General features: G+C 41.7%; 19 protein-coding genes. 15 read left to right on the top strand and 4 right to left on the bottom strand.

The window, feature by feature from the left end; translation table 11 throughout:
• Positions 1-42: 42 nt before the first annotated feature.
• From NR125_RS10630 to fbpA, 4 genes are all read right to left on the bottom strand, one after another.
• Positions 43-1,233 carry a chromate transporter gene (locus NR125_RS10630; protein ID WP_019381182.1) on the bottom strand — a complete coding sequence of 397 codons (1,191 nt, stop codon included), beginning with the start codon at positions 1,231-1,233 and terminating at the stop codon, positions 43-45.
• An 11-nt stretch (positions 1,234-1,244) separates the two neighbouring features.
• Entirely contained in the window at positions 1,245-1,553 is a 309-nt protein-coding gene (locus tag NR125_RS10625; protein WP_019381183.1) for a PadR family transcriptional regulator, read from the bottom strand.
• Between the two features lie 150 nt (positions 1,554-1,703).
• The gene (locus tag NR125_RS10620) at positions 1,704-1,841 is read right to left on the bottom strand and encodes a hypothetical protein (RefSeq protein ID WP_019381184.1); all 138 of its coding nucleotides are present in this window, start codon (positions 1,839-1,841) and stop codon (positions 1,704-1,706) included.
• Between the two features lie 13 nt (positions 1,842-1,854).
• Positions 1,855-2,019, bottom strand: coding sequence for a Fur-regulated basic protein FbpA (gene fbpA / locus NR125_RS10615; protein WP_009333513.1), 165 nt, complete (start codon positions 2,017-2,019; stop codon positions 1,855-1,857).
• 182 nt (positions 2,020-2,201) lie between these two features.
• On the opposite strand from fbpA, the gene NR125_RS10610 reads away from it, so the two are divergent.
• The 15 genes from NR125_RS10610 (at position 2,202) to NR125_RS10540 (ending at position 18,812) form a co-directional block, all read left to right on the top strand.
• Complete coding sequence (locus NR125_RS10610) at positions 2,202-2,525, top strand: MerR family transcriptional regulator (protein WP_256815297.1); 324 nt, start codon at positions 2,202-2,204, stop codon at positions 2,523-2,525.
• A 200-nt stretch (positions 2,526-2,725) separates the two neighbouring features.
• On the top strand, positions 2,726-3,478 hold the full coding sequence (locus NR125_RS10605; protein ID WP_009333515.1) for a threonine/serine exporter family protein: 753 nt from the start codon (positions 2,726-2,728) through the stop codon (positions 3,476-3,478).
• 29 nt (positions 3,479-3,507) lie between these two features.
• Positions 3,508-3,951 carry a threonine/serine exporter family protein gene (locus NR125_RS10600; protein ID WP_009333516.1) on the top strand — a complete coding sequence of 148 codons (444 nt, stop codon included), beginning with the start codon at positions 3,508-3,510 and terminating at the stop codon, positions 3,949-3,951.
• A gap of 172 nt (positions 3,952-4,123) precedes the next feature.
• Positions 4,124-5,839 (top strand): ABC transporter ATP-binding protein, encoded by a 1,716-nt coding sequence (locus NR125_RS10595; RefSeq protein WP_034296753.1) that lies wholly within the window; start codon positions 4,124-4,126, stop codon positions 5,837-5,839.
• Between the two features lie 337 nt (positions 5,840-6,176).
• On the top strand, positions 6,177-7,916 hold the full coding sequence (locus NR125_RS10590) for a serine hydrolase domain-containing protein (RefSeq protein ID WP_192908905.1): 1,740 nt from the start codon (positions 6,177-6,179) through the stop codon (positions 7,914-7,916).
• Between the two features lie 69 nt (positions 7,917-7,985).
• Positions 7,986-10,100 carry a glycoside hydrolase family 3 protein gene (locus NR125_RS10585; protein ID WP_256815293.1) on the top strand — a complete coding sequence of 705 codons (2,115 nt, stop codon included), beginning with the start codon at positions 7,986-7,988 and terminating at the stop codon, positions 10,098-10,100.
• Positions 10,101-10,288: 188 nt separating this feature from the next.
• Positions 10,289-11,548, top strand: coding sequence for an exo-beta-N-acetylmuramidase NamZ family protein (locus NR125_RS10580; protein ID WP_256815292.1), 1,260 nt, complete (start codon positions 10,289-10,291; stop codon positions 11,546-11,548).
• Positions 11,549-11,694: 146 nt separating this feature from the next.
• On the top strand, positions 11,695-13,071 hold the full coding sequence (gene nagE, locus NR125_RS10575; protein ID WP_256815291.1) for an N-acetylglucosamine-specific PTS transporter subunit IIBC: 1,377 nt from the start codon (positions 11,695-11,697) through the stop codon (positions 13,069-13,071).
• Between the two features lie 330 nt (positions 13,072-13,401).
• Positions 13,402-13,542 (top strand): hypothetical protein, encoded by a 141-nt coding sequence (locus NR125_RS10570; protein ID WP_019381191.1) that lies wholly within the window; start codon positions 13,402-13,404, stop codon positions 13,540-13,542.
• Between the two features lie 142 nt (positions 13,543-13,684).
• Positions 13,685-14,140, top strand: a complete 456-nt coding sequence (locus tag NR125_RS10565; RefSeq protein ID WP_251174992.1) for a hypothetical protein — start codon at positions 13,685-13,687, stop codon at positions 14,138-14,140.
• 103 nt (positions 14,141-14,243) lie between these two features.
• The gene (locus NR125_RS10560; protein WP_251267140.1) at positions 14,244-14,594 is read left to right on the top strand and encodes a nuclear transport factor 2 family protein; all 351 of its coding nucleotides are present in this window, start codon (positions 14,244-14,246) and stop codon (positions 14,592-14,594) included.
• Between the two features lie 126 nt (positions 14,595-14,720).
• The gene (locus NR125_RS10555; protein WP_256815290.1) at positions 14,721-15,596 is read left to right on the top strand and encodes a carbon-nitrogen hydrolase family protein; all 876 of its coding nucleotides are present in this window, start codon (positions 14,721-14,723) and stop codon (positions 15,594-15,596) included.
• 3 nt (positions 15,597-15,599) lie between these two features.
• On the top strand, positions 15,600-16,268 hold the full coding sequence (locus NR125_RS10550; RefSeq protein ID WP_256815289.1) for a GNAT family N-acetyltransferase: 669 nt from the start codon (positions 15,600-15,602) through the stop codon (positions 16,266-16,268).
• A gap of 20 nt (positions 16,269-16,288) precedes the next feature.
• Complete coding sequence (locus NR125_RS10545) at positions 16,289-16,960, top strand: GNAT family N-acetyltransferase (RefSeq protein ID WP_256815288.1); 672 nt, start codon at positions 16,289-16,291, stop codon at positions 16,958-16,960.
• 493 nt (positions 16,961-17,453) lie between these two features.
• Entirely contained in the window at positions 17,454-18,812 is a 1,359-nt protein-coding gene (locus tag NR125_RS10540; protein WP_256815287.1) for an LVIVD repeat-containing protein, read from the top strand.
• Positions 18,813-18,882 lie beyond the last annotated feature (70 nt).

Raw genomic sequence — 18,882 nt, 5'->3', positions numbered from 1 at the left:
AAAGCTGCCTAATCCAGGCAGCTTTTCTCATTAGATGCGTTTCTAAAATATTGATCCTAATATCGTTCCGCCGATGGCACCTGTCACAACAATAATCCATGGCGGCAGCTTCCAATAAACAAGCATGCTGAATAGTACTGCTGCAAAGGCAAAATCAGCCGGCTCCAGGATGCTGCTGGTCCAAATTGGATGATAAAAGGCAGCGATTAAAATGCCGACAACTGCAGCATTTACACCCATTAATGCACCCTTTATGTTAGGATTGCGGCGAAGTGTGTCCCAAAATGGGAGGGTGCCTAATATCAGCAGAAAGGCAGGCAGGAAGATCGCGGCCGTTGCAAGCAAACCGCCTTGCCAGCCATTCATCACTGCCCCAAGATAGGCAGCAAAAGTAAATAACGGCCCTGGCACTGCTTGGGCTGCACCGTAGCCAGCCAGAAAAGCTTCTTCACTTAGCCAGCCTGTTGGGACAAATTCACGTTCCAGCAAAGGAAGGACAACATGGCCGCCCCCGAAAACCAGAGATCCGGAGCGATAAAAGCTGTCAAAAAGAGCAACCCAATCCAATGCGGTTAACTCCCTTAAAATTGGAAGAATTATTAAAAGGGCGAAAAACAACACTAAACAGCCAATCGCAAACCCTTTTGAAATGGGGAAATCCATACGGGCTTCGCTGTTATCTGCATGCTTCTTGTAGAGTAAAAATCCAATAAATCCAGAAATAAGGATGACCGCTATCTGAGTGATGGCTGTCTGCCATAAAAGTGTGACGATAATCGCGAACAGTGCCAGCGTTTTTCGCGGCAGGTCAGGTACAAGTTTTTGTGCCATTCCCAAAACCGCATGAGCCACTACAGCCACCGCGACAATTTTGAGTCCATGGATCCAGCCGGCTTCCGCAGGATTAATGCCTTGAAGAAGAATGGCAAAAATAATCAGAGCAATAACAGATGGCAATGTGAAACCAAGGAAAGCCATAATGCCGCCGGCTACTCCGGCCCTCATGACACCAACGCCAATGCCAACCTGGCTGCTTGCCGGTCCGGGCAGGAACTGACAAAGTGCAACTAAGTCTGCGTAGCTTTTCTCATCCATCCATTTTCTTCTGCGGACATACTCATCGTGAAAATAGCCGAGATGAGCTACAGGTCCCCCGAAAGAGGTAAGTCCAAGCCTTGTTGAAACCATTAATATTTCCAGTAAAGATTTTAAGCCAGTTCTGTTTTTGTTCATATGCATCTCCTTTAGTCTTTAATCTCTTTAAAAAGCTCATAAGCTTTTTTTCTGGCTTCCTCCAGCACCGAAATTCCTTTTTCTGTTGCAGTATAATATTTTCGGATTCGGCCATCTACATTTTTCTTCTCCTGATGAAGCAGCCCGTCTGATTCCATCGAATGCAGGATAGGATACAATGTTCCGGAACTGATGCTATATCCATGCTCTTTCAGCTCTTCCACCATCCAAGCGCCGAAAACAGGATGTTCCTTTGCATGGTGAAGTATATGGATTTGAATAAACCCCAGGAACAGCTTACGCAATATTTTATCTTCCAAGCAAATGCCTCCTTATTAATTTCGAAAACCGATATCGGAATCCGATGATAGGATGATACCAAAATAATGAGGACAAAAAAAGGGGGAATTATAAATTTACAAAACTTTAACATAGACATAAAAAAGAACGCTCTTCCAAGCGTTCCAGTATTAACTATTTTGTTCATTTCTTAAAATTTCATAAGCATAATCACCGGCAGCTGCCGTTAAACTTTCCCATAGCTGATCACGCAGTAAATCGAGTTCAATAATTCTTCTCGCCAAATCTATTGTATTTTTAGTTTCCATACGGGCCCCCTGATTAATAACGGTTTCGATTGCTGTGTTTTTTAAATATTACCTCAAGTTCTGTTAAGGTCAGCTTTTGCAGAGCAGGTTCAGAATGCTGATATTCGCTTCCAGATTTGACCAGCAGGCCGATTAGATATTGCCGTTTTTTCTCAATCGCCTTCCGTAAATATTGCATTCACTATCTCCCCTTTCCTTTAATGTTTTTTTTATTTTAAAAGAAATTTAGCTCATATTCATTTATTATGTTAAGTTTTCTTACATTGTTTTTGCTGTATTGTTAGATTTTCTGACAGGATTGATGAAAATGATTAAAAGATTAGTATAATGAAAGAAAATGGTTAGATTGAGGTGACATGATTGGAAAGTGAATCATCCTACAAAACCAGAAAAGTCATTTCGATTGGGACGGTCAGCGAACTGACAGGACTTAGTGAACGGCAGATACGGTATTACGAAGAGAGGAAATTGATTTTCCCTGAAAGATCAGAACGCGGGAGCAGGAAATATTCTTTTAGCGATGTAGAGACGCTCATCGACATAGCCAACAAAAGGGAGGAGGGAGTCCGAACGGAAGAAATCCGCTCGGAATTAAAGAGAAAAAAGAAAAAAGACGATCAGGCATCACGTTCAAAAATGATTCAGGGTCAGCTTAATGCGCAGTTTGGAATCCGGAGGAAATAATGGGAAAGTGATTATTCTGCAAGGGATAATCGCTTTTTTTATTCAGCTTTAATTCTGCCTTTTAGAATAAGCTGCCGGAGTTTACGAAACATTTTTATATAAATTTTAGACAAAAGGTCTTTCTTTCGTTTACCATTTCCGTTAAGATGTAACCCTATATATGAAGGTTTTAAATTTTGATCTGTAAAGCAGGTGAAAGAATGGGGAAAGAATTTCCTCCAACAATAGAAGTAATAGAGATCTGCTTGCTTGCCGGGAAAATCATGCTTCAGGGCGGTGCAGAAACCTATCGGGTAGAGGATACAATGACCAGGATTGCAGCCTCCCTGGGTATACCGCACTCCCATAGCTATGTGACTCCAACCGGAATCATATTTTCAACGGATGGAACTGAACCGGCAAAGCTGATTCGGATTTCAGAACGGTCAACGGATTTGTATAAAGTAACATTAGTGAACGGAGTTTCACGCAGGATCAGCAGCGGTGAACTGGATGGAAAGGGAGCCTTGGCAAGGCTGAAGGAAATTGAAAGTGCCGACTATACTTTCCCTGTTTATCAGCAGATTCTTGCAGCCTCCATTGCAAGCGGGTGCTTTTTAATTATGTTCCTTGGAAGCTGGACAGATTTTATTCCAGCCATGATTGCAGGCGGTCTTGGTTTTGTTTCTTTTATATACGTACATAGAGTGGTCCAGATTAAATTTTTCTCTGAATTTATTGCTTCATTATTAATTGGCCTTATCGCCTATTTCTTTGTGTACACAGGAGCGGGAACAGAACTTGATAAGATCATCATCGGTTCAGTCATGCCGCTCGTTCCGGGGCTGCTGATAACAAATGCAGTCAGGGACTTAATGGCCGGGCACCTTGTTTCTGGTCTGTCAAAAGGGGCTGAGGCCTTTTTGACGGCATTTGCCATTGGAGCTGGGATTGCTCTTGTATTCACTTTCTAAATGAAATGCATTAGCGGAGGAATATGCGTATGTTTATGTTGACACATATGATTACAAGCTTTATTGCTTCAGCAGGGTTCGGAGTGCTTTTCAACGCTCCGAAAAAATCACTGTTGAAATGCGGGTTTGTCGGGATGGTCGGCTGGTTTGTTTATATTTGGCTTGTCAATTGGCAGTATGATGCTGTCATTTCATCATTAATCGCTGCTTTTACCATTGCAGTGATCAGCCAGATTTTTGCCAAAATGTATAAAACACCTATTATTATATTCAGTGTTGCCGGCATCATTCCATTGGTCCCAGGGGGGATTGCTTATAATGCAATGCGGAATTTTGTTGAAAATGATTATAATACGGCAATTCAGCTGGCTGCGAAAGCATTCATGATATCAGGGGCAATCGCAGTAGGACTTGTCATTTCAGAGGTAATCAATCAAATGATCCGTAAAGTTCAGTTTAAATCAAGAATCTAAAATAACTGCGAAGTACGATTACATCGGCCTTTCTTAGGAATTAAGCCGTAATATAACCTCTAACTATCAGACTCGTTTCAGGAAATAAATAGGGACGGGTTTTTCTTGTAATATATTCCTGGTGAATTTATAATCCTATTATGTTTGATTTTTTCAGAAAAAGGAGATTATGATGATCCGACGGTTTTTTAGCTACTATAGGCCACATAAGCGCCTATTCATTCTTGATTTTAGTTCGGCGGTATTCGTGGCAATTCTTGAATTGGGCTTTCCGCTTGCGGTTCAGTGGTTTATCGACAGCCTGCTTCCAAGCGGGAATTGGTCCATGATTGTTTCTGTAAGTGCCGGCCTGCTTGCTCTTTATTTGACCAGCACACTTCTGCAGTTTGTTGTTAACTATTGGGGCCACAAGCTGGGCATCAATATCGAAACAGATATGCGGCAGCAGCTTTTTCAGCACGTTCAAAGGCAGTCTTTCCGCTTCTTTGATAATACCAAAACAGGGCATATCATGAGCCGGGTGACAAATGATCTTATGGATATCGGAGAGCTCGCTCATCATGGCCCCGAGGATTTATTCATTGCGGTCATGACGTTTGCGGGTGCCTTCTGGATTATGCTGACGATCAATGTGAAGCTCGCTCTTATAACGATATTTGTTCTTCCCTTTCTTGTATGGCTGATTACATTTTGCAATATTAAAATGAACAAAGCATGGAAAAGGATGTACGGTGAAATTGCTGATGTGAACGCCCAGGTTGAGGATAGTGTATCTGGAGTGCGTGTGGTTCAGTCTTTTACAAATGAAAGCTATGAAATTAAAAGATTTAGAGAAAACAATGGCAGATTCCGTCTTGCCAAGCTTGCAGCATATAAAATTATGAGCTTTAGTGCTTCCGGAGTTTATATGCTGACCAGATTAGTTACGCTGATTGTTCTAGTGTACGGTTCCTGGCTGAGCTTCAACGGGCAGCTATCATATGGAGAATTGGTCGGATTTGTGCTTTATGTGAATGTACTTTTAAAACCGATTGATAAAATTAGCGCCCTGATGGAACTGTATCCAAAAGGAATGGCTGGTTTCAAACGCTTTTTGGAAATTATTGATACTGAGCCAGAGATTGAGGATGCAAAAGATGCCATTGAGGTTGAATCCTTAAGGGGTGATATCCGCTTTCAAGATGTAGCATTTAGTTATGACAAGCATAAATCGGTGCTTCAGGGGATTGACCTTCAAATAAAAGCAGGTGAAACAGTTGCTTTTGTTGGACCTTCAGGTGCCGGAAAGACAACGATTTGTTCTCTGATTCCACGCTTTTATGATGTAAATAGCGGAAGCATTAAGATCGATGGCATGGATATCAGGGACATGACGAAAAAATCACTGAGATCGCAAATCGGCATTGTTCAGCAGGATGTCTTCCTGTTTACCGGTACCCTGAAAGAAAATATAGCTTACGGAATGCTTGGGGCAACAGACGAGCAGATTGCGGACGCAGCTCAAAAAGCCCACCTGCAGGACTTCATTGCATCTCTTCCGGATGGCTATGAAACTCAAATTGGGGAACGGGGATTAAAGCTGTCTGGCGGACAAAAACAAAGAATTGCCATTGCAAGAATGTTCCTGAAAAATCCGCCGATTTTGATTTTGGATGAAGCAACTTCGGCATTGGATACAGAAACCGAACAGATTATTCAAACTGCGTTGAATGAGCTTGCCGTAAACCGCACTACACTTGTGATTGCCCACAGGCTTGCAACCATTCGAAATGCAGACAGAGTGGTGGTTGTCACAGAAGACGGCATAGCCGAAGAAGGTACACATGATGAGTTAATAGAACAGGGCGGGATCTTCGCAGGCCTCCATAATGTGCAATTCCAAAGATAAAGCAGAATCCGTAATGGATTCTGCTTTTTTGTCTAAATGGAGACTTCTGCAAAAATACTGTTTCATCAAACAAACCTGGAAAAAATTAAAGAATAGTAGAAAACTAGCAAACAAGCTTTCATTTTTACAAATGAAATTTGGGAAATCTGCAAACAAATCATGGAGTCAATCAATGAAATGCATAATTTTCAGAACAGTCAAAAAGAACTATCGATTTAATTAAATATATGGAAGTTTTTAACTAGAACAGGACTTATGTGGTATAGACAACTATACTCTAACTCTATTAATCTTACAGTATGTAAACCCTTTCAAACATAAAGGAGGTTATTGGCTGATGAAAGTTCATAAAATTAAAGGAGGCAGTATGAAACATAAAACCAAGCTTATTGCGCTATCAGCAGCACTTAGCACATCACTCTTTATTCCGGCAGCATATCCGGCATCTGCGCAAAGCGCGGAAGGAGTTAAGCCAACAATGGAAAGGAAGGATCATAAAGAGGTGAAATACAAAAGTCATCCGATTTTTTCATGGGATCGCCCTGGGCCGATTTCTCCTATTCTTCATCCAGGTTCAGCGGCGGGAGCTGGAATGGTTCATCAGCCGCTCAATGAAATCGATCCGCTGATGGAAGGTATGATTTCAGAAGGAGTCATGCCTGGTGCTGTCACTTTTGTCGCAAGGCGGGGCCATATTGTCAAACAAGACGCATACGGATATTCCTACCGTTATACGGATGATAAATTTACTGAAGCGCAGAATCCGATTGAAATGACGGAAGATACAATCTTTGATCTGGCTTCAATCAGTAAAATTTTCACAACTACTGCTGCGATGATATTGTATGATGATGGCCGCTTTCAACTGGATGATCCGGTTGCGAAATATATCCCCGAGTTTGCTGAAAACGGCAAGGAAAATGTAACGATTCGCCAGCTGATGACACATACTTCAGGATTTACTGCATGGATTCCTTTATATTCACAAGGGAGCAGCAGAGACGATCGGATGCAAATCGTTTTTAAACATCCATTGGCCAATGAACCGGGTGAAGCGTATACATACAGCGATTTGAATATGATTACGCTCGGCGCAATAATCGAACGCCTGTCAGGACAAAGCCTGGATGAGTTTGTGAAAAAACGCATAACCAAACCCCTCGGTATGAAGGATACGATGTATAATCCTCCTGAATCTTTGAAACACCGGATTGCGGCAACGGAATACCAGCCTGCTATCGGCAGGGGCCTTGTCTGGGGGGAGGTTCATGATGAAAATGCCTGGTCCCTTAATGGCGTTGCCGGACATGCAGGTGTCTTTTCCACTGCATCCGATCTTGCTAAACTTGCCCATATGTATGTGAATGACGGGCGTTATGGCGGCAAGCGGATTTTAAAGGAAGAGACAGTGAAAATGCTGATTCAAAACCAGATTCCTCAATTTCCTGGAAATGATCATGGCCTTGGCTGGGAGCTTGGTCAGGGATGGTTCATGGATGCCTTATCAGAGGGAACTTCGCTTGGGCATACAGGGTACACTGGTACATCTATTGTAATAAACCGGAATAATGGCACGATTGCTATTCTCTTAACAAATCGCGTCCATCCATCAAGAAATACGGTTACAACGAATATTGCAAGGCGAGCATTTGCAAGACAGGTAGCAGATTCCATTCCTGTTGCAATCCCTGGAAAAGGAGATGCCTGGTTCTCAGGATATGGAGATAAAATTCAGCACAATTTAACGGCTAAAGTGGATCTCAATGAAGAGGCGGTCCTGTCGTTTGATACCTGGTACAGAACTGAAACCAATGCGGATATGGCCTTTGTAGAGGTATCAGAGGATGGCGTCAATTGGACACAGGCGGCACAGCCATTAACAGGCAGCAGCATCGATTGGAAAAACGAAAAACTAACGATTCCTGAAGGAACCTCCCACATTCGATTCCGATACCAGACAGACAGTACAGTAAATGGCAGAGGCTGGTATGTTGATAATGTAAAACTCAGACTTTCAGATGGCAAAAAAGTGACGCCTGCCTTCTCAGGAAACGGGTGGAAAAAAAGAAATTACTAGCATTCGATTTTTTAGTGAAAAGTAAGCTTAAGAGCATATGAAATAAATGCAGTAAGGACGGTGGAAGAAATGGTTAAAGCCCGTAAAATAATGTTCATTTCCCTTCTCGCAATTACACTTGCCGTTTCGCAGTTATGGATCGGAGGAACCTTGAAACAAGCCTCTGCAGAAAGTGCAGCAAAGGATTTAATCATCCTTCAGAATGTGCCTGATGTCAGTACGGAAATTAGTGGAGAAGCATTTAAATTAAAGGCGCTTCATGTCTATAAAGAAGGACATTTCATGGGAATTTCAGATGGTGTGAAATGGAAATCTTCAAATAAAAATGTTGCAGCAGTTGATCAGGCGGGGAATATCACCTTAATGGGGAAGCCAGGAAAAACCTTCATCAGTGTAACGGACGGAGTATATAAGGACCGTATTGCACTTCAAATAAAACCTGACGGCAAAAAGCACAGCAAGGGCAAGCCAGCTTTTAAAGTGAAAATCATTAAGGAGCATGGGAAACGGTATGATCTCATTAGCCGAGCAGTGAAAAACATGTCTATTGAAGAAAAGGTCGGCCAGATGCTGATGCCTGATTTCCGCACCTGGAAGGGGAAAAATGTCACTGAAATGCTGCCGGAAATTGAGAAGCTGGTAAAAGATTATCATCTTGGCGGGGTCATATTATTCCGTGAAAATGTGGTGACAACAGAACAGACAGCCACACTGGTTTCCGACTATCAGAAAGCTGCAGATAAATTCGGCTTATTAATGACGATTGACCAGGAAGGCGGAATTGTAACACGTCTTCAATCAGGAACAGACATGCCTGGCAATATGGCGTTAGGAGCTGCCCGTTCTGAAGAAATTTCCCGAAAGGTCGGCAAGGCGATTGGAGAGGAACTGGCATCACTTGGCATAAATATGAACTTTGCACCTGTTATGGATGTAAATAATAATCCCGACAATCCGGTAATTGGCGTTCGTTCATTTGGTGAGGACCCGCAGCTTGTCGCTGACATGGGTGTTGCTTATACCGAAGGATTGCAATCAGCAGGTGTTGCCGCTACAGCAAAGCACTTTCCCGGACATGGAGATACAGCAGTAGACTCCCATCTTGGATTGCCTGAAGTACCACATGACAAAGAACGTCTAAAAGAAGTTGAATTGTATCCTTTCCAAAAGGGAATGGAAGCAGGGATTGATGCGATCATGACAGCACATGTTACCTTCCCTAAGATTGATGATACAAAAGCAATCTCGAAAAAAACTGGTGAGGAAATTGCAGTTCCGGCCACTCTTTCCCATAAAGTGCTGACAGAACTTATGAGGGAAGAAATGGGCTATGATGGTGTTATTACAACAGACGCGATGAATATGAATGCCATTGCCGAACATTTTGGACCAGTTGACGCGGCCATTCGAGCAGTAAAAGCTGGAACAGATATTGTGCTAATGCCTGTTGGGCTTCAAGAAGTTGCAGAAGGGCTAGTGAATGCTGTGGAGAATGGAGAAATATCAGAAAAACGCATTGAATCATCAGTTGAACGAATTTTAACTTTGAAAATAAAGCGAGGAATTATTAAAGAAGAGACACCACAGCCGATCGATGAAAAAATTGCAAACGCACTTCAGATTGTTGGATCAGAAGAACATAAACAAATAGAAAAAGAAGCAGCTGAACGTTCAGTCACATTGGTTAAAAATGAAAGAGATGCATTGCCGCTGCAATTATCTCCTGAAGATAATATAGTCGTTGTCGGCAATACGTATATTGCAGACTTAAAGAACGCAATCAGCAAGTTTCATGCAAACACAACGGTCATCCAAACCTCAAGCTATGCATTAACGGAAGAGCAGAAGCAGCTAATCAGGAATGCCAGTGCTGTTATTGTGGGCTCCTATACGTTTAATGTATCAGGCCGCTCACCGGACAGCGCTCAGATGAAAATGGTTAATTCCATCATTGCTGAGTCAGAAGCTCCAGTCATTTCGGTTGGCATCCGTAACCCATATGACATCATGGCTTATCCGGAAGTTGATGCCTACATTGCGCAATACGGATTCAGGACGGCAAGCTTTGATGCATCTGCAGGTGTTGTTTTTGGCCAGGTTAATCCTTCAGGTAAATTGCCTGTAACAATTCCGGGTCCAGATGGCAGTGTTTTATTTGAATTTGGCCATGGATTGAGCTATTAGGCACACTGCTATTTTTAAATAGGAAGGGGTACAGGCAGCCTAGGGTTTTGCCTGTGCCTTCATTCTTAATATTAGTAGAATTTTTATCGTTGGAATTTTAGAAACTTTCTAGCTCCACCCCCTTCCCCACCAAGATGTAGGGGATGGGCAAGGAGCTTCCGCTTTTCTGATCAAGGAGGGAAAAATATATGAAGAAATGGTTTATGGGGTTTTTGACAATGATTCTCGTACTCTCTTCTTTAACTGTTGTGCTTGCAGATAACGGCAATGGCAAAGGAAAAGGCAAGAAAAAGAAATTCGAACTTGGAGTTGAAGTTCTTTTAAATGATAAGAGGGATCTCATAGAGGGGAAAAGAGTGGGCTTAATCACAAACCCGACTGGGGTAGACCAGAATTTAAACAGCATTGTCGATATTCTGCACAATGATCCCGATGTGGAGTTAACAGCTTTATATGGCCCGGAACATGGAGTCCGCGGAAGTGCACAGGCGGGAGAATATGTTGAGTATTATATCGATGAAAAGACAGGGCTTCCTGTTTACAGCTTATACGGAAAAACCAAGAAGCCTACACCTGAAATGCTGGAAAATATCGATGTGCTCCTGTTTGATATCCAGGATGTAGGAACACGTTTCTACACGTATATTTATACAATGGCATATGCAATGGAAGCAGCAAAAGAAAACAATATTCCTTTAATCGTGCTGGACAGGCCAAATCCCCAAGGTGGAACAAAGGTTGAAGGACCTGTGCTTGATATGAAGTATTCCTCATTTGTGGGGAATTATTCGATCCCGCTCCGGCATGGGATGACAGTAGGTGAACTGGCCGAATTATTCAATGAAGAGTTCGAAATTGGTGCAGAGTTAACTGTTGTCAAAATGAATGGCTGGAAGCGGGAAATGTATTATGATGACACCAGCCTTCCGTTTGTCATGCCGTCCCCTAATATGCCCACTTTAGAAACTGCTTTAGTATATCCGGGAGCTGCATTGATTGAAGGGACGAATGTTTCTGAGGGACGCGGAACAACGAAGCCGTTTGAATTAATTGGTGCTCCATTTATCAACGCTGATGATTTGGCTGGACATTTGAACAGTCTTAATCTTCCGGGGGTAACCTTCAGAGCTGCTTCGTTTACACCAAGCTTCTCTAAGCATGCAGGAAAGCTTTCACATGGGATTCAAATTCATGTTACACATCGCGATGCATTCAAGCCTGTCGAGACCGGACTTCATATCGTGAAGGCGATCCATGATATGTATCCGGAAGACTTCGAATTCCGTGCCGAAAACAGTGCAGGAATTTCATTCTTTGACAATCTGATGGGCAATGGCTGGGTCCGTGAAGACATTGAGGAAGGGAAGCCAGTTGAAGAAATCTCCTCCAAATGGCAGAAAGAATTAAAACAATTCAATAAGACACGTGAAGAATATTTACTCTATTAAACTCGCAGGAAAGAACTTGGCGGCAAAATGCCCCAGGTTCTTTTTTTATTATATGGCGGGTCGGCATAATACTGATGGTGTCTGGTACTGAATTATAAAGCCTGTTCATATTATGTAATAATCCATGCAGAAAGAGGTGTGTAAAAATGTTGGGGTTTTTACAAAAGATTGGCAAGTCTTTAATGCTGCCGATTGCAGTCATGCCTGCTGCTGCACTTTTGCTTAGGCTGGGACAGGATGACCTTTTAGGCATTCCGTTTATATCTGCAGCCGGGAATGCTGTGTTTGGACATTTGGCTCTATTGTTTGCCATCGGGATTGCCATCGGTTTTTCTAAGGATGGCAGCGGGGCCGCTGCCCTAGCCGGTGCAGTGGGTTATTTTGTGCTGACTGAAGGTGCCGCGGCGATAAACGAAACGGTCAATATGGGTGTTTTTGGGGGAATCATTTCCGGTATTATTGCAGGGCTATTATACAATAAATATCATGATATTAGGCTGCCGGAATGGCTTGGTTTCTTTGGAGGAAAACGGTTCGTGCCCATTATCACATCACTTGTTATGATTGTCATTGCATTTTTGTTCGGGTATGTATGGCCGCCGGTCCAGGCAGGCATTAACAGTGTGGGCGATTGGATTATTGGTGCAGGTGCCGCGGGTGTTGGAGTCTTCGGATTCCTCAACCGATTATTAATTCCGGTTGGGCTCCATCATATATTGAACACGCTTGTCTGGTTTGAGTTTGGTGAGTTTACTAATGCAGCCGGGGATGTCATTAAAGGAGACTTATGGCGATTCATTGCAAAAGATCCATCTGCAGGGATTTTCATGACTGGATTCTTCCCGATCATGATGTTTGGTCTGCCGGGCGCTGCTTTTGCCATGGTTGCAGCTGCTAAAAAGGAAAGAAGGAAAGCGGTGGCAGGGGCGATGGCAGGCCTCGCATTTACTTCCTTCCTGACCGGTATTACAGAGCCGATAGAATTCTTATTTATGTTCTTATCACCGGTACTATATTTTATTCATGCTATTTTAACAGGTTTGGCTATGTCCATCTCCTATTTGTTGGATATTCATCATGGGTTCGGGTTTTCAGCAGGTGCCCTGGATTATTTTCTAAACTTCGGCATTGCCCAGAAGCCAGTGCTGCTTGCGGGAATAGGTCTCCTTTATGGCCTTCTGTATTTTGTGGTTTTCTATTTCCTCATTAAGAAACTGGATTTAAAAACGCCGGGAAGGGAAGATGAAATTGCAGGTGAATTTGCAGGGAATTCCGCTCTAAAAGGCGACTATGCTGAAGCTGCAGATGCTTATCTGGAGGCTCTGGGCGGCAGAGAAAATCTTGAAGAAATCGATAATTGTGTAACCCGCCTTCGTTTAAAGGTGAAAGATATAGCTATGGTTGATGAAGGGCGTTTAAAACAGCTGGGGGCAAAAGGGGTAATAAAGCTCAGCAAAACCAGTCTGCAGGTTATTGTTGGAACGGATGTTGAATTTCTGGCAAATGAATTGAAAAAGAAGTAAATGAAAAGCTGGCTCGCTGTCACGGGGGCCAGCTTTTGTTACATATAGTTTTACAAGGGTGCCTCAATTCCCTTAGAAACTGATGAAATATATGCTTTCTCATATAGTAATTAAGTTTTAATGATCTCTGCAAATCATAATTTTAATAGCTTTACAGTAAAAAATTAAATTTATAGGATGGACATTTTTTCAAATTTAAGTGTTATCCCCCATGGACAAGCGCCCTTTTTTCTCAGTATAGGATAGTAGTTTAAGCATGTCCAAATTTTAAACATAACATGTCTACGTAAGGGTTCCCTTGCTAAATGACTTTAAAGGGGGGATATCATCATGGTAGAACCATTAACGGTGTTAATTGTCATTCTTTTAGCCGTTGTATTACTTTTGGCAAGCATTCTTGTACCTTCAGCAGAAGGTGCCATCGTGGAGGCAATTTGCAGCCTTTTGGGATGCTCTGCAAATGACGCTTAAAGAAAAATTACAGAAACCCTGGTATATTTCCAGGGTTTTTCGTATGAAAAAATAAAATCTTTTAATCCTGTATGTTTGTCCATTCCAAATATACTGCAGTTTCATAGAATAGTGAGTGAAAACGAAGAAGGACGGGATAAAAATGGAGGAAAATAAACCAGAACAGCAGAATTCATCTGAAAAAACGGCAAGCAATAAGAATCGGTATAATTCCGAGGCTGTAGAAAAACTGGCAGCAAATTTACTGAAGGATGAAAATAATATCAATTTCGGATCTTTATTTAAAATGGCCAATAAGATATTGAAGGATGATTCCCTAATGGGACTGGTCGGGGAAATCTCTCAAAAGCCGCCTGAAGATAAAGATGGAGCAGCTATCGAAGAGATTCCAGACATCGAAAATAGAGAACTTGTTTCCTTGCAAAAAGAAATGGAGGCAATAAGATCCGAATTAAAAACAACTCGAAAAGAGGTAGCTGAATTAAAGAAACAAAACGCTTCCCTTTTAAGCCTATATTTAAAAGTACTTAATGCAGCAAACAATGATTTTAAAAAAGGTATTGGGCTTATATCAGGATTAAGCAAATTATTAAAATAGAGACTTAAGGCATTACTTTTACGGGTAATGCTTTTTTTATGGCACAAAACTAGACCGGCATGCTATAAAACCTTAGGATAGAAAGAAAAACGATGGAAAGATGGTGTCCCAATTGGAAGAAAAAACAGGAAGGATTGCTCAGCAGCAGCTTGATGCTTATAACCGGCAGAACATTGATGAATTTTTAGCAGTATATAGTGATGATGTAACAGTTATGACATTCCCTGGGGACGAGGTTATGTATAGAGGAAAAGAAAAGATGAGGGAGAGGTACAGCCAGCTTTTTAAAAACAATCCAAATCAGCATGCTGAGCTGATTTCCAGAATGGCAAAAGGAAATATAGTTATTGATTATGAATATGTTACTGGAAGGGCAAACGGTCAGTCTATTTATGCAATAGCAATGTATGAAATTGAAGAAGATAAAATTCAAAAAGTCTGGTTTGTAAAATAAAATAGTGTTAATTAAAAAATTTCGTATTCCGATTAAAAAAGTATTGTGCTATGCAGGAAAATCATTGATAATTTTTAAAAGATAGAGTGATACTCATCTATACATTTTCTGATGAGGGGGAGTACATTGAAAATTCGTGTATCTGCTGTGCAGTATCATCTGCACACCATTCGTTCGTTTGAAGAGTTTGCCGGGCAATGTGAGCATTACATTAAAACTGCCCAGGAGTTCGGATCGGAGTTTGTCTTATTTCCTGAATTTTTTACCACACAGCTTTTGTCCATTGGAAGCGAGCAGGGAACAAGTCTGACGATAAATGAATTGCCTGGTTTTACAGAACAGTATAAAATGCTATTTTCCGATTTTGCTAAAGATACAAAAATGCATATTATTGGCGGTACACAAGTTATTAACAGAGATGGCCGCCTTTATAATGTGGCTCATTTATTTTATCCGGATGGGCGGATTGAAGAGCAGGCTAAACTGCATATCACTCCTACTGAAGTCCATGAGTGGAATATGTCACCTGGCGAAGGCCTCCGTGTATTTGATACAGATAAAGGCAGAATAGCCATCCTGACATGCTATGATATTGAGTTTCCGGAAATCGTCCGTATGGCAAAAGCAAAAGGAGCAGATGTTATTTTCTGTCCTTCCTGCACGGACGACCGGCATGGTTTCCACCGTGTCCGCTATACAAGCCATGCAAGAGCTATTGAGAATCAGGTATATGTTGTGGTCACAGGAACAATTGGTTCCCTGCCTACTGTCGACTTTATGCGTGCCAATTTCGGCCAGGCAGCTGTCATTACACCGAATGATATTCCATTTCCGCCAAAAGGGATTATGGTGGAAGGCGAGTTGAATGACGATATGATTGTGACTGCCGACCTTGACCTTAGCCTTTTATATGAAGTCCGAGAACGCGGTTCTGTTACGACTTGGCGCGACCGCAGAACGGATTTGTATGTCGACTGGGAAAAAGAAAATATCGAAGGATGAAAAATGGCATATAGAAGCGAATTTTATGTGTTTGATGGGGATAAGCCGGTGCCTGCTGTAATCAGGAATTATACTAAAGCGGATTTTGATCAATTAATTGACATTCAGGCTGAATGCTTTCCGCCCCCTTTTCCTTCAGATTTATGGTGGAATAAGGAGCAATTAACTAACCATGTGGAGCTCTTTCAGGATGGTGCACTTTGCATCGAGATTGAAGGAGTATTAGCAGGGTCTTTAACTGGGCTGATTGTTGATTTTGATACTTCCCACCCGGAGCATACATGGGAAGAAATAACCGACAGCGGCTATATTCGCAATCATAATCCTCAAGGCAAAACATTATATATTGTTGATATAAGTGTCCGACCCAAGTTCCGAAAACTTGGGCTGGGCAAATTAATGATGCAGGCTATGTATCAGGTTGTCATTAGCTTAGGTCTCGATCGCTTGCTTGGAGGGGGGCGGATGCCTGGCTACCATAAATTCGCCCATGAATTGACTGCCCAGGAATATCTTCAGCAATTGATCGAGGGGAAGAAGAAAGATCCGGTTATAACATTTTTGCTGAGGTGCGGCCGAACTCCGCTTACTGTTGCAGAAAATTATTTAGAAGATGAGGAGTCACTTAATTACGGTGCCTTAATGGTATGGAACAATCCATTTAAGGTATAAGCGGCAAAGGAGATAGTACATTGGAATATATCAGAATTACGAGTATTCATGATCCTCTTTTTGTTAAAATGCATGAGTTGATGAAAGAAGTCTTTCCTCCTGAAGAAGTACTGGAGTTTGAATTATGGAAGGAACCTCTTGAAGATTCTGTAATTCGTGTATTTGCGGCTGTTCATGAAGGTGATGTGGTGGGTGCTACCGAATATCGCTACTATCCGCAATGGAATATTGCCATGACTGATTTTACCATCATTGGCCGTCAGGGCCTAAGCCTTGGCCGTTTCCTTGCACGAAATCGATCCAAGGATCTTGACGAGCTTGCCGGCCAAAACGGTAAAGAGCTATTTGGCATGTTTGCAGAAATTTATGATCCTTATGGAATTGAAGACCATGAATTTGGCGGTGCCAAGCCAATGAACCCATTCGTCCGCCGGGAGGTTTTGTCTCATATGGGCTATAAGAAGCTTGATTTCCCATATCTTCATCCTTCTTGGAAAAATGATGGGGAAGCAGTTAAGGGACTTGATTTTTGCTTCATGCCAGCAGATGAAGAAATCACAGAGATTCCTTCTGGCTTGGTTATTAATTTCCTTTCAGAATATTACGCTGTTCTATCGGCTAAACCGCAGGAGTGGTATGGAATGATTGAACAGCTGAAAGAAAAAGAGAAAATATCCCTGCTTCCTTTATAATCAGCAGAAAGCCCTTGCCTCAAGGGCTTTTTTGCATTCAATGTTTAACGGACATACTAAAAAGGTAAAGAATATAAAGTAATGTTCAAACCGAAAAGAGGGATCCTTTCATGGCATTGAAAAGATTAATAAAAGCATTCATTGTAAAAAACGGTGCTTCATTAGTGAAAAAATATGTTGTTCCGGCTGTAAAAAGAAAGCTGAAAAGCAGGAGATAAATTTATTCAGGCATCTTCCATTGGAAGGTGTTTTCTTTTTTTGGGGGGGCAAAAGAAATACGCAAAGACTGGTCAAATTAGTGTAAATATCATATTCCATTATGTTCACTAGTTATATAGGATGGAAGAGAATCAGTCATATATTGTAGAAAATATAGGAAAATTTTCTGATATTAAAAATTCTGAATTTTCTTTAATATAAAAAATGCAGTATTTCGGGACACTTAAACTTAGCGTACCGACTACATAGCTAAATTATATTAGGGGGAATAAATTTGAAGAAGAAAATCTTAATTAAAACTGCTTTAGCCGGAGCTCTTGTCCTATCCGCTGGTGGCCCAACAGCATTTGCACATGATGAATTCAGCGGAGGTATTGAAAAAGGTGATAGTCTGGCAGGTGTTGAATTAGCTGTTCCATTGCTTGATGGCAGCAAAAATACAGGTAATCTTCAAGAAGTAGCGTCTGTTCCACTAAAAGAAGTAAAAGAGGGAGTACAAAATTCATCGGGTGATGTTTATGCGCATAAAGGCTTTGCCTATGTAGGCACACATACCAAAAATGGGGGTGAAGGCGGAGTGCGTGTATTTGATATGAAAAAGCCTTCAAATCCAGTAGAAGTGTCGTCATTTGCTCATATCCCAGGGACATGGCAGGAAAAAGTAATTGTAAAAACTGTTAATACGAAGCACTTTAAAGGTGATTTGGCTGCAGTCAGCGTTCAAAAGGTAGATCGAACCAACCCAAATGCAAAAGGAGGATTTGTATTATACGATGTAACAAACCCTCGGGAACCAAAGGAATTGGGATTTTGGGAAGATACATCGGGGGCACGGGGAACACATGAACTTTACCTAACCGTTCAAGGTAATAATGTTTATGTGCTGACTGCAAATTGCTATGCAGATCTGTATTCTCATGGTGATAAAATGGATGTTAATATTGTAGACGTTACAAATCCCTCAACGCCTGAAACAATTTATGAATTTAATCCGCGCAATTATATATCTGAAGTGAACGATGATAATTATGATGGATATAATTGGACTGATGAAGAAGGAATTCAAAGGGCAGCGTTTGCTCATAGCGTCAAAACAGATGGAACTGGGAAAACAGCTTTCCTTTCGTACTGGGATTTAGGAACAATCATACTTGATATTAGCGATGCCAAAAATCCAGTTTATCTGGGCAGGACGGATTTCGCCAATGATGTTCAGGGAGCCGCCCATTCGATGGATTTAGCTAAAGGAGGAAATGTCCTTATAGAGACAAGGGAGGTATTTGGTCCAACCAGAGAGGGCTTTGAGAGTGCCTATGGCTACACAATGATTTATGATATCAAAGATAAGACAGATCCAAAGCTTCTAAGCACTTTTAGAACCGACTTCACTGAGAAGATTCCTGGAGGAGCGACGGTCCATGATCCAAAGGTTCAGGGGAACACATTGTATCTCTCACATTATGCAGGGGGTGTAAGGACAGTTGATATTACAGACCCGTCGAATCCGGAAGAAATTGGTGTCTATATTCCAAGCAAATCTAACATTTGGGGTGTATTCGTAGATCGCAATTATGTACTTGCATCCGATATGGGATCTGGATTGAAAGTTCTGCAGAAAAACGGCAGCCAATAATAATTAAAAAACAGGAGTCCCCGAAGAAGGCTCCTGTTTTTTGATATCTCCTAAAAAAGGACGGTTATAA

It is taken from the genome of Cytobacillus sp. Bac17 (assembly GCF_024519925.1).
Classification (GTDB): domain Bacteria; phylum Bacillota; class Bacilli; order Bacillales; family Cytobacillaceae; genus Cytobacillus; species Cytobacillus pseudoceanisediminis.
The sequence above is the reverse complement of the archived record's forward strand: the minus strand, read 5'-3'. Positions and strand labels throughout refer to the sequence as shown.

Coding starts and splice junctions, on each gene's coding strand:
- NR125_RS10630 (WP_019381182.1), bottom strand. CDS start 1,233: ATGAACAAAAACAGAACTGGCTTAAAATCTTTACTGGAAATATTAATG.
- NR125_RS10620 (WP_019381184.1), bottom strand. CDS start 1,841: ATGGAAACTAAAAATACAATAGATTTGGCGAGAAGAATTATTGAACTC.
- fbpA (WP_009333513.1), bottom strand. CDS start 2,019: ATGCAATATTTACGGAAGGCGATTGAGAAAAAACGGCAATATCTAATC.
- NR125_RS10605 (WP_009333515.1), top strand. CDS start 2,726: ATGGGGAAAGAATTTCCTCCAACAATAGAAGTAATAGAGATCTGCTTG.
- NR125_RS10600 (WP_009333516.1), top strand. CDS start 3,508: ATGTTTATGTTGACACATATGATTACAAGCTTTATTGCTTCAGCAGGG.
- NR125_RS10595 (WP_034296753.1), top strand. CDS start 4,124: ATGATCCGACGGTTTTTTAGCTACTATAGGCCACATAAGCGCCTATTC.
- NR125_RS10590 (WP_192908905.1), top strand. CDS start 6,177: ATGAAAGTTCATAAAATTAAAGGAGGCAGTATGAAACATAAAACCAAG.
- NR125_RS10585 (WP_256815293.1), top strand. CDS start 7,986: ATGGTTAAAGCCCGTAAAATAATGTTCATTTCCCTTCTCGCAATTACA.
- NR125_RS10580 (WP_256815292.1), top strand. CDS start 10,289: ATGAAGAAATGGTTTATGGGGTTTTTGACAATGATTCTCGTACTCTCT.
- nagE (WP_256815291.1), top strand. CDS start 11,695: ATGTTGGGGTTTTTACAAAAGATTGGCAAGTCTTTAATGCTGCCGATT.
- NR125_RS10570 (WP_019381191.1), top strand. CDS start 13,402: ATGGTAGAACCATTAACGGTGTTAATTGTCATTCTTTTAGCCGTTGTA.
- NR125_RS10565 (WP_251174992.1), top strand. CDS start 13,685: ATGGAGGAAAATAAACCAGAACAGCAGAATTCATCTGAAAAAACGGCA.
- NR125_RS10550 (WP_256815289.1), top strand. CDS start 15,600: ATGGCATATAGAAGCGAATTTTATGTGTTTGATGGGGATAAGCCGGTG.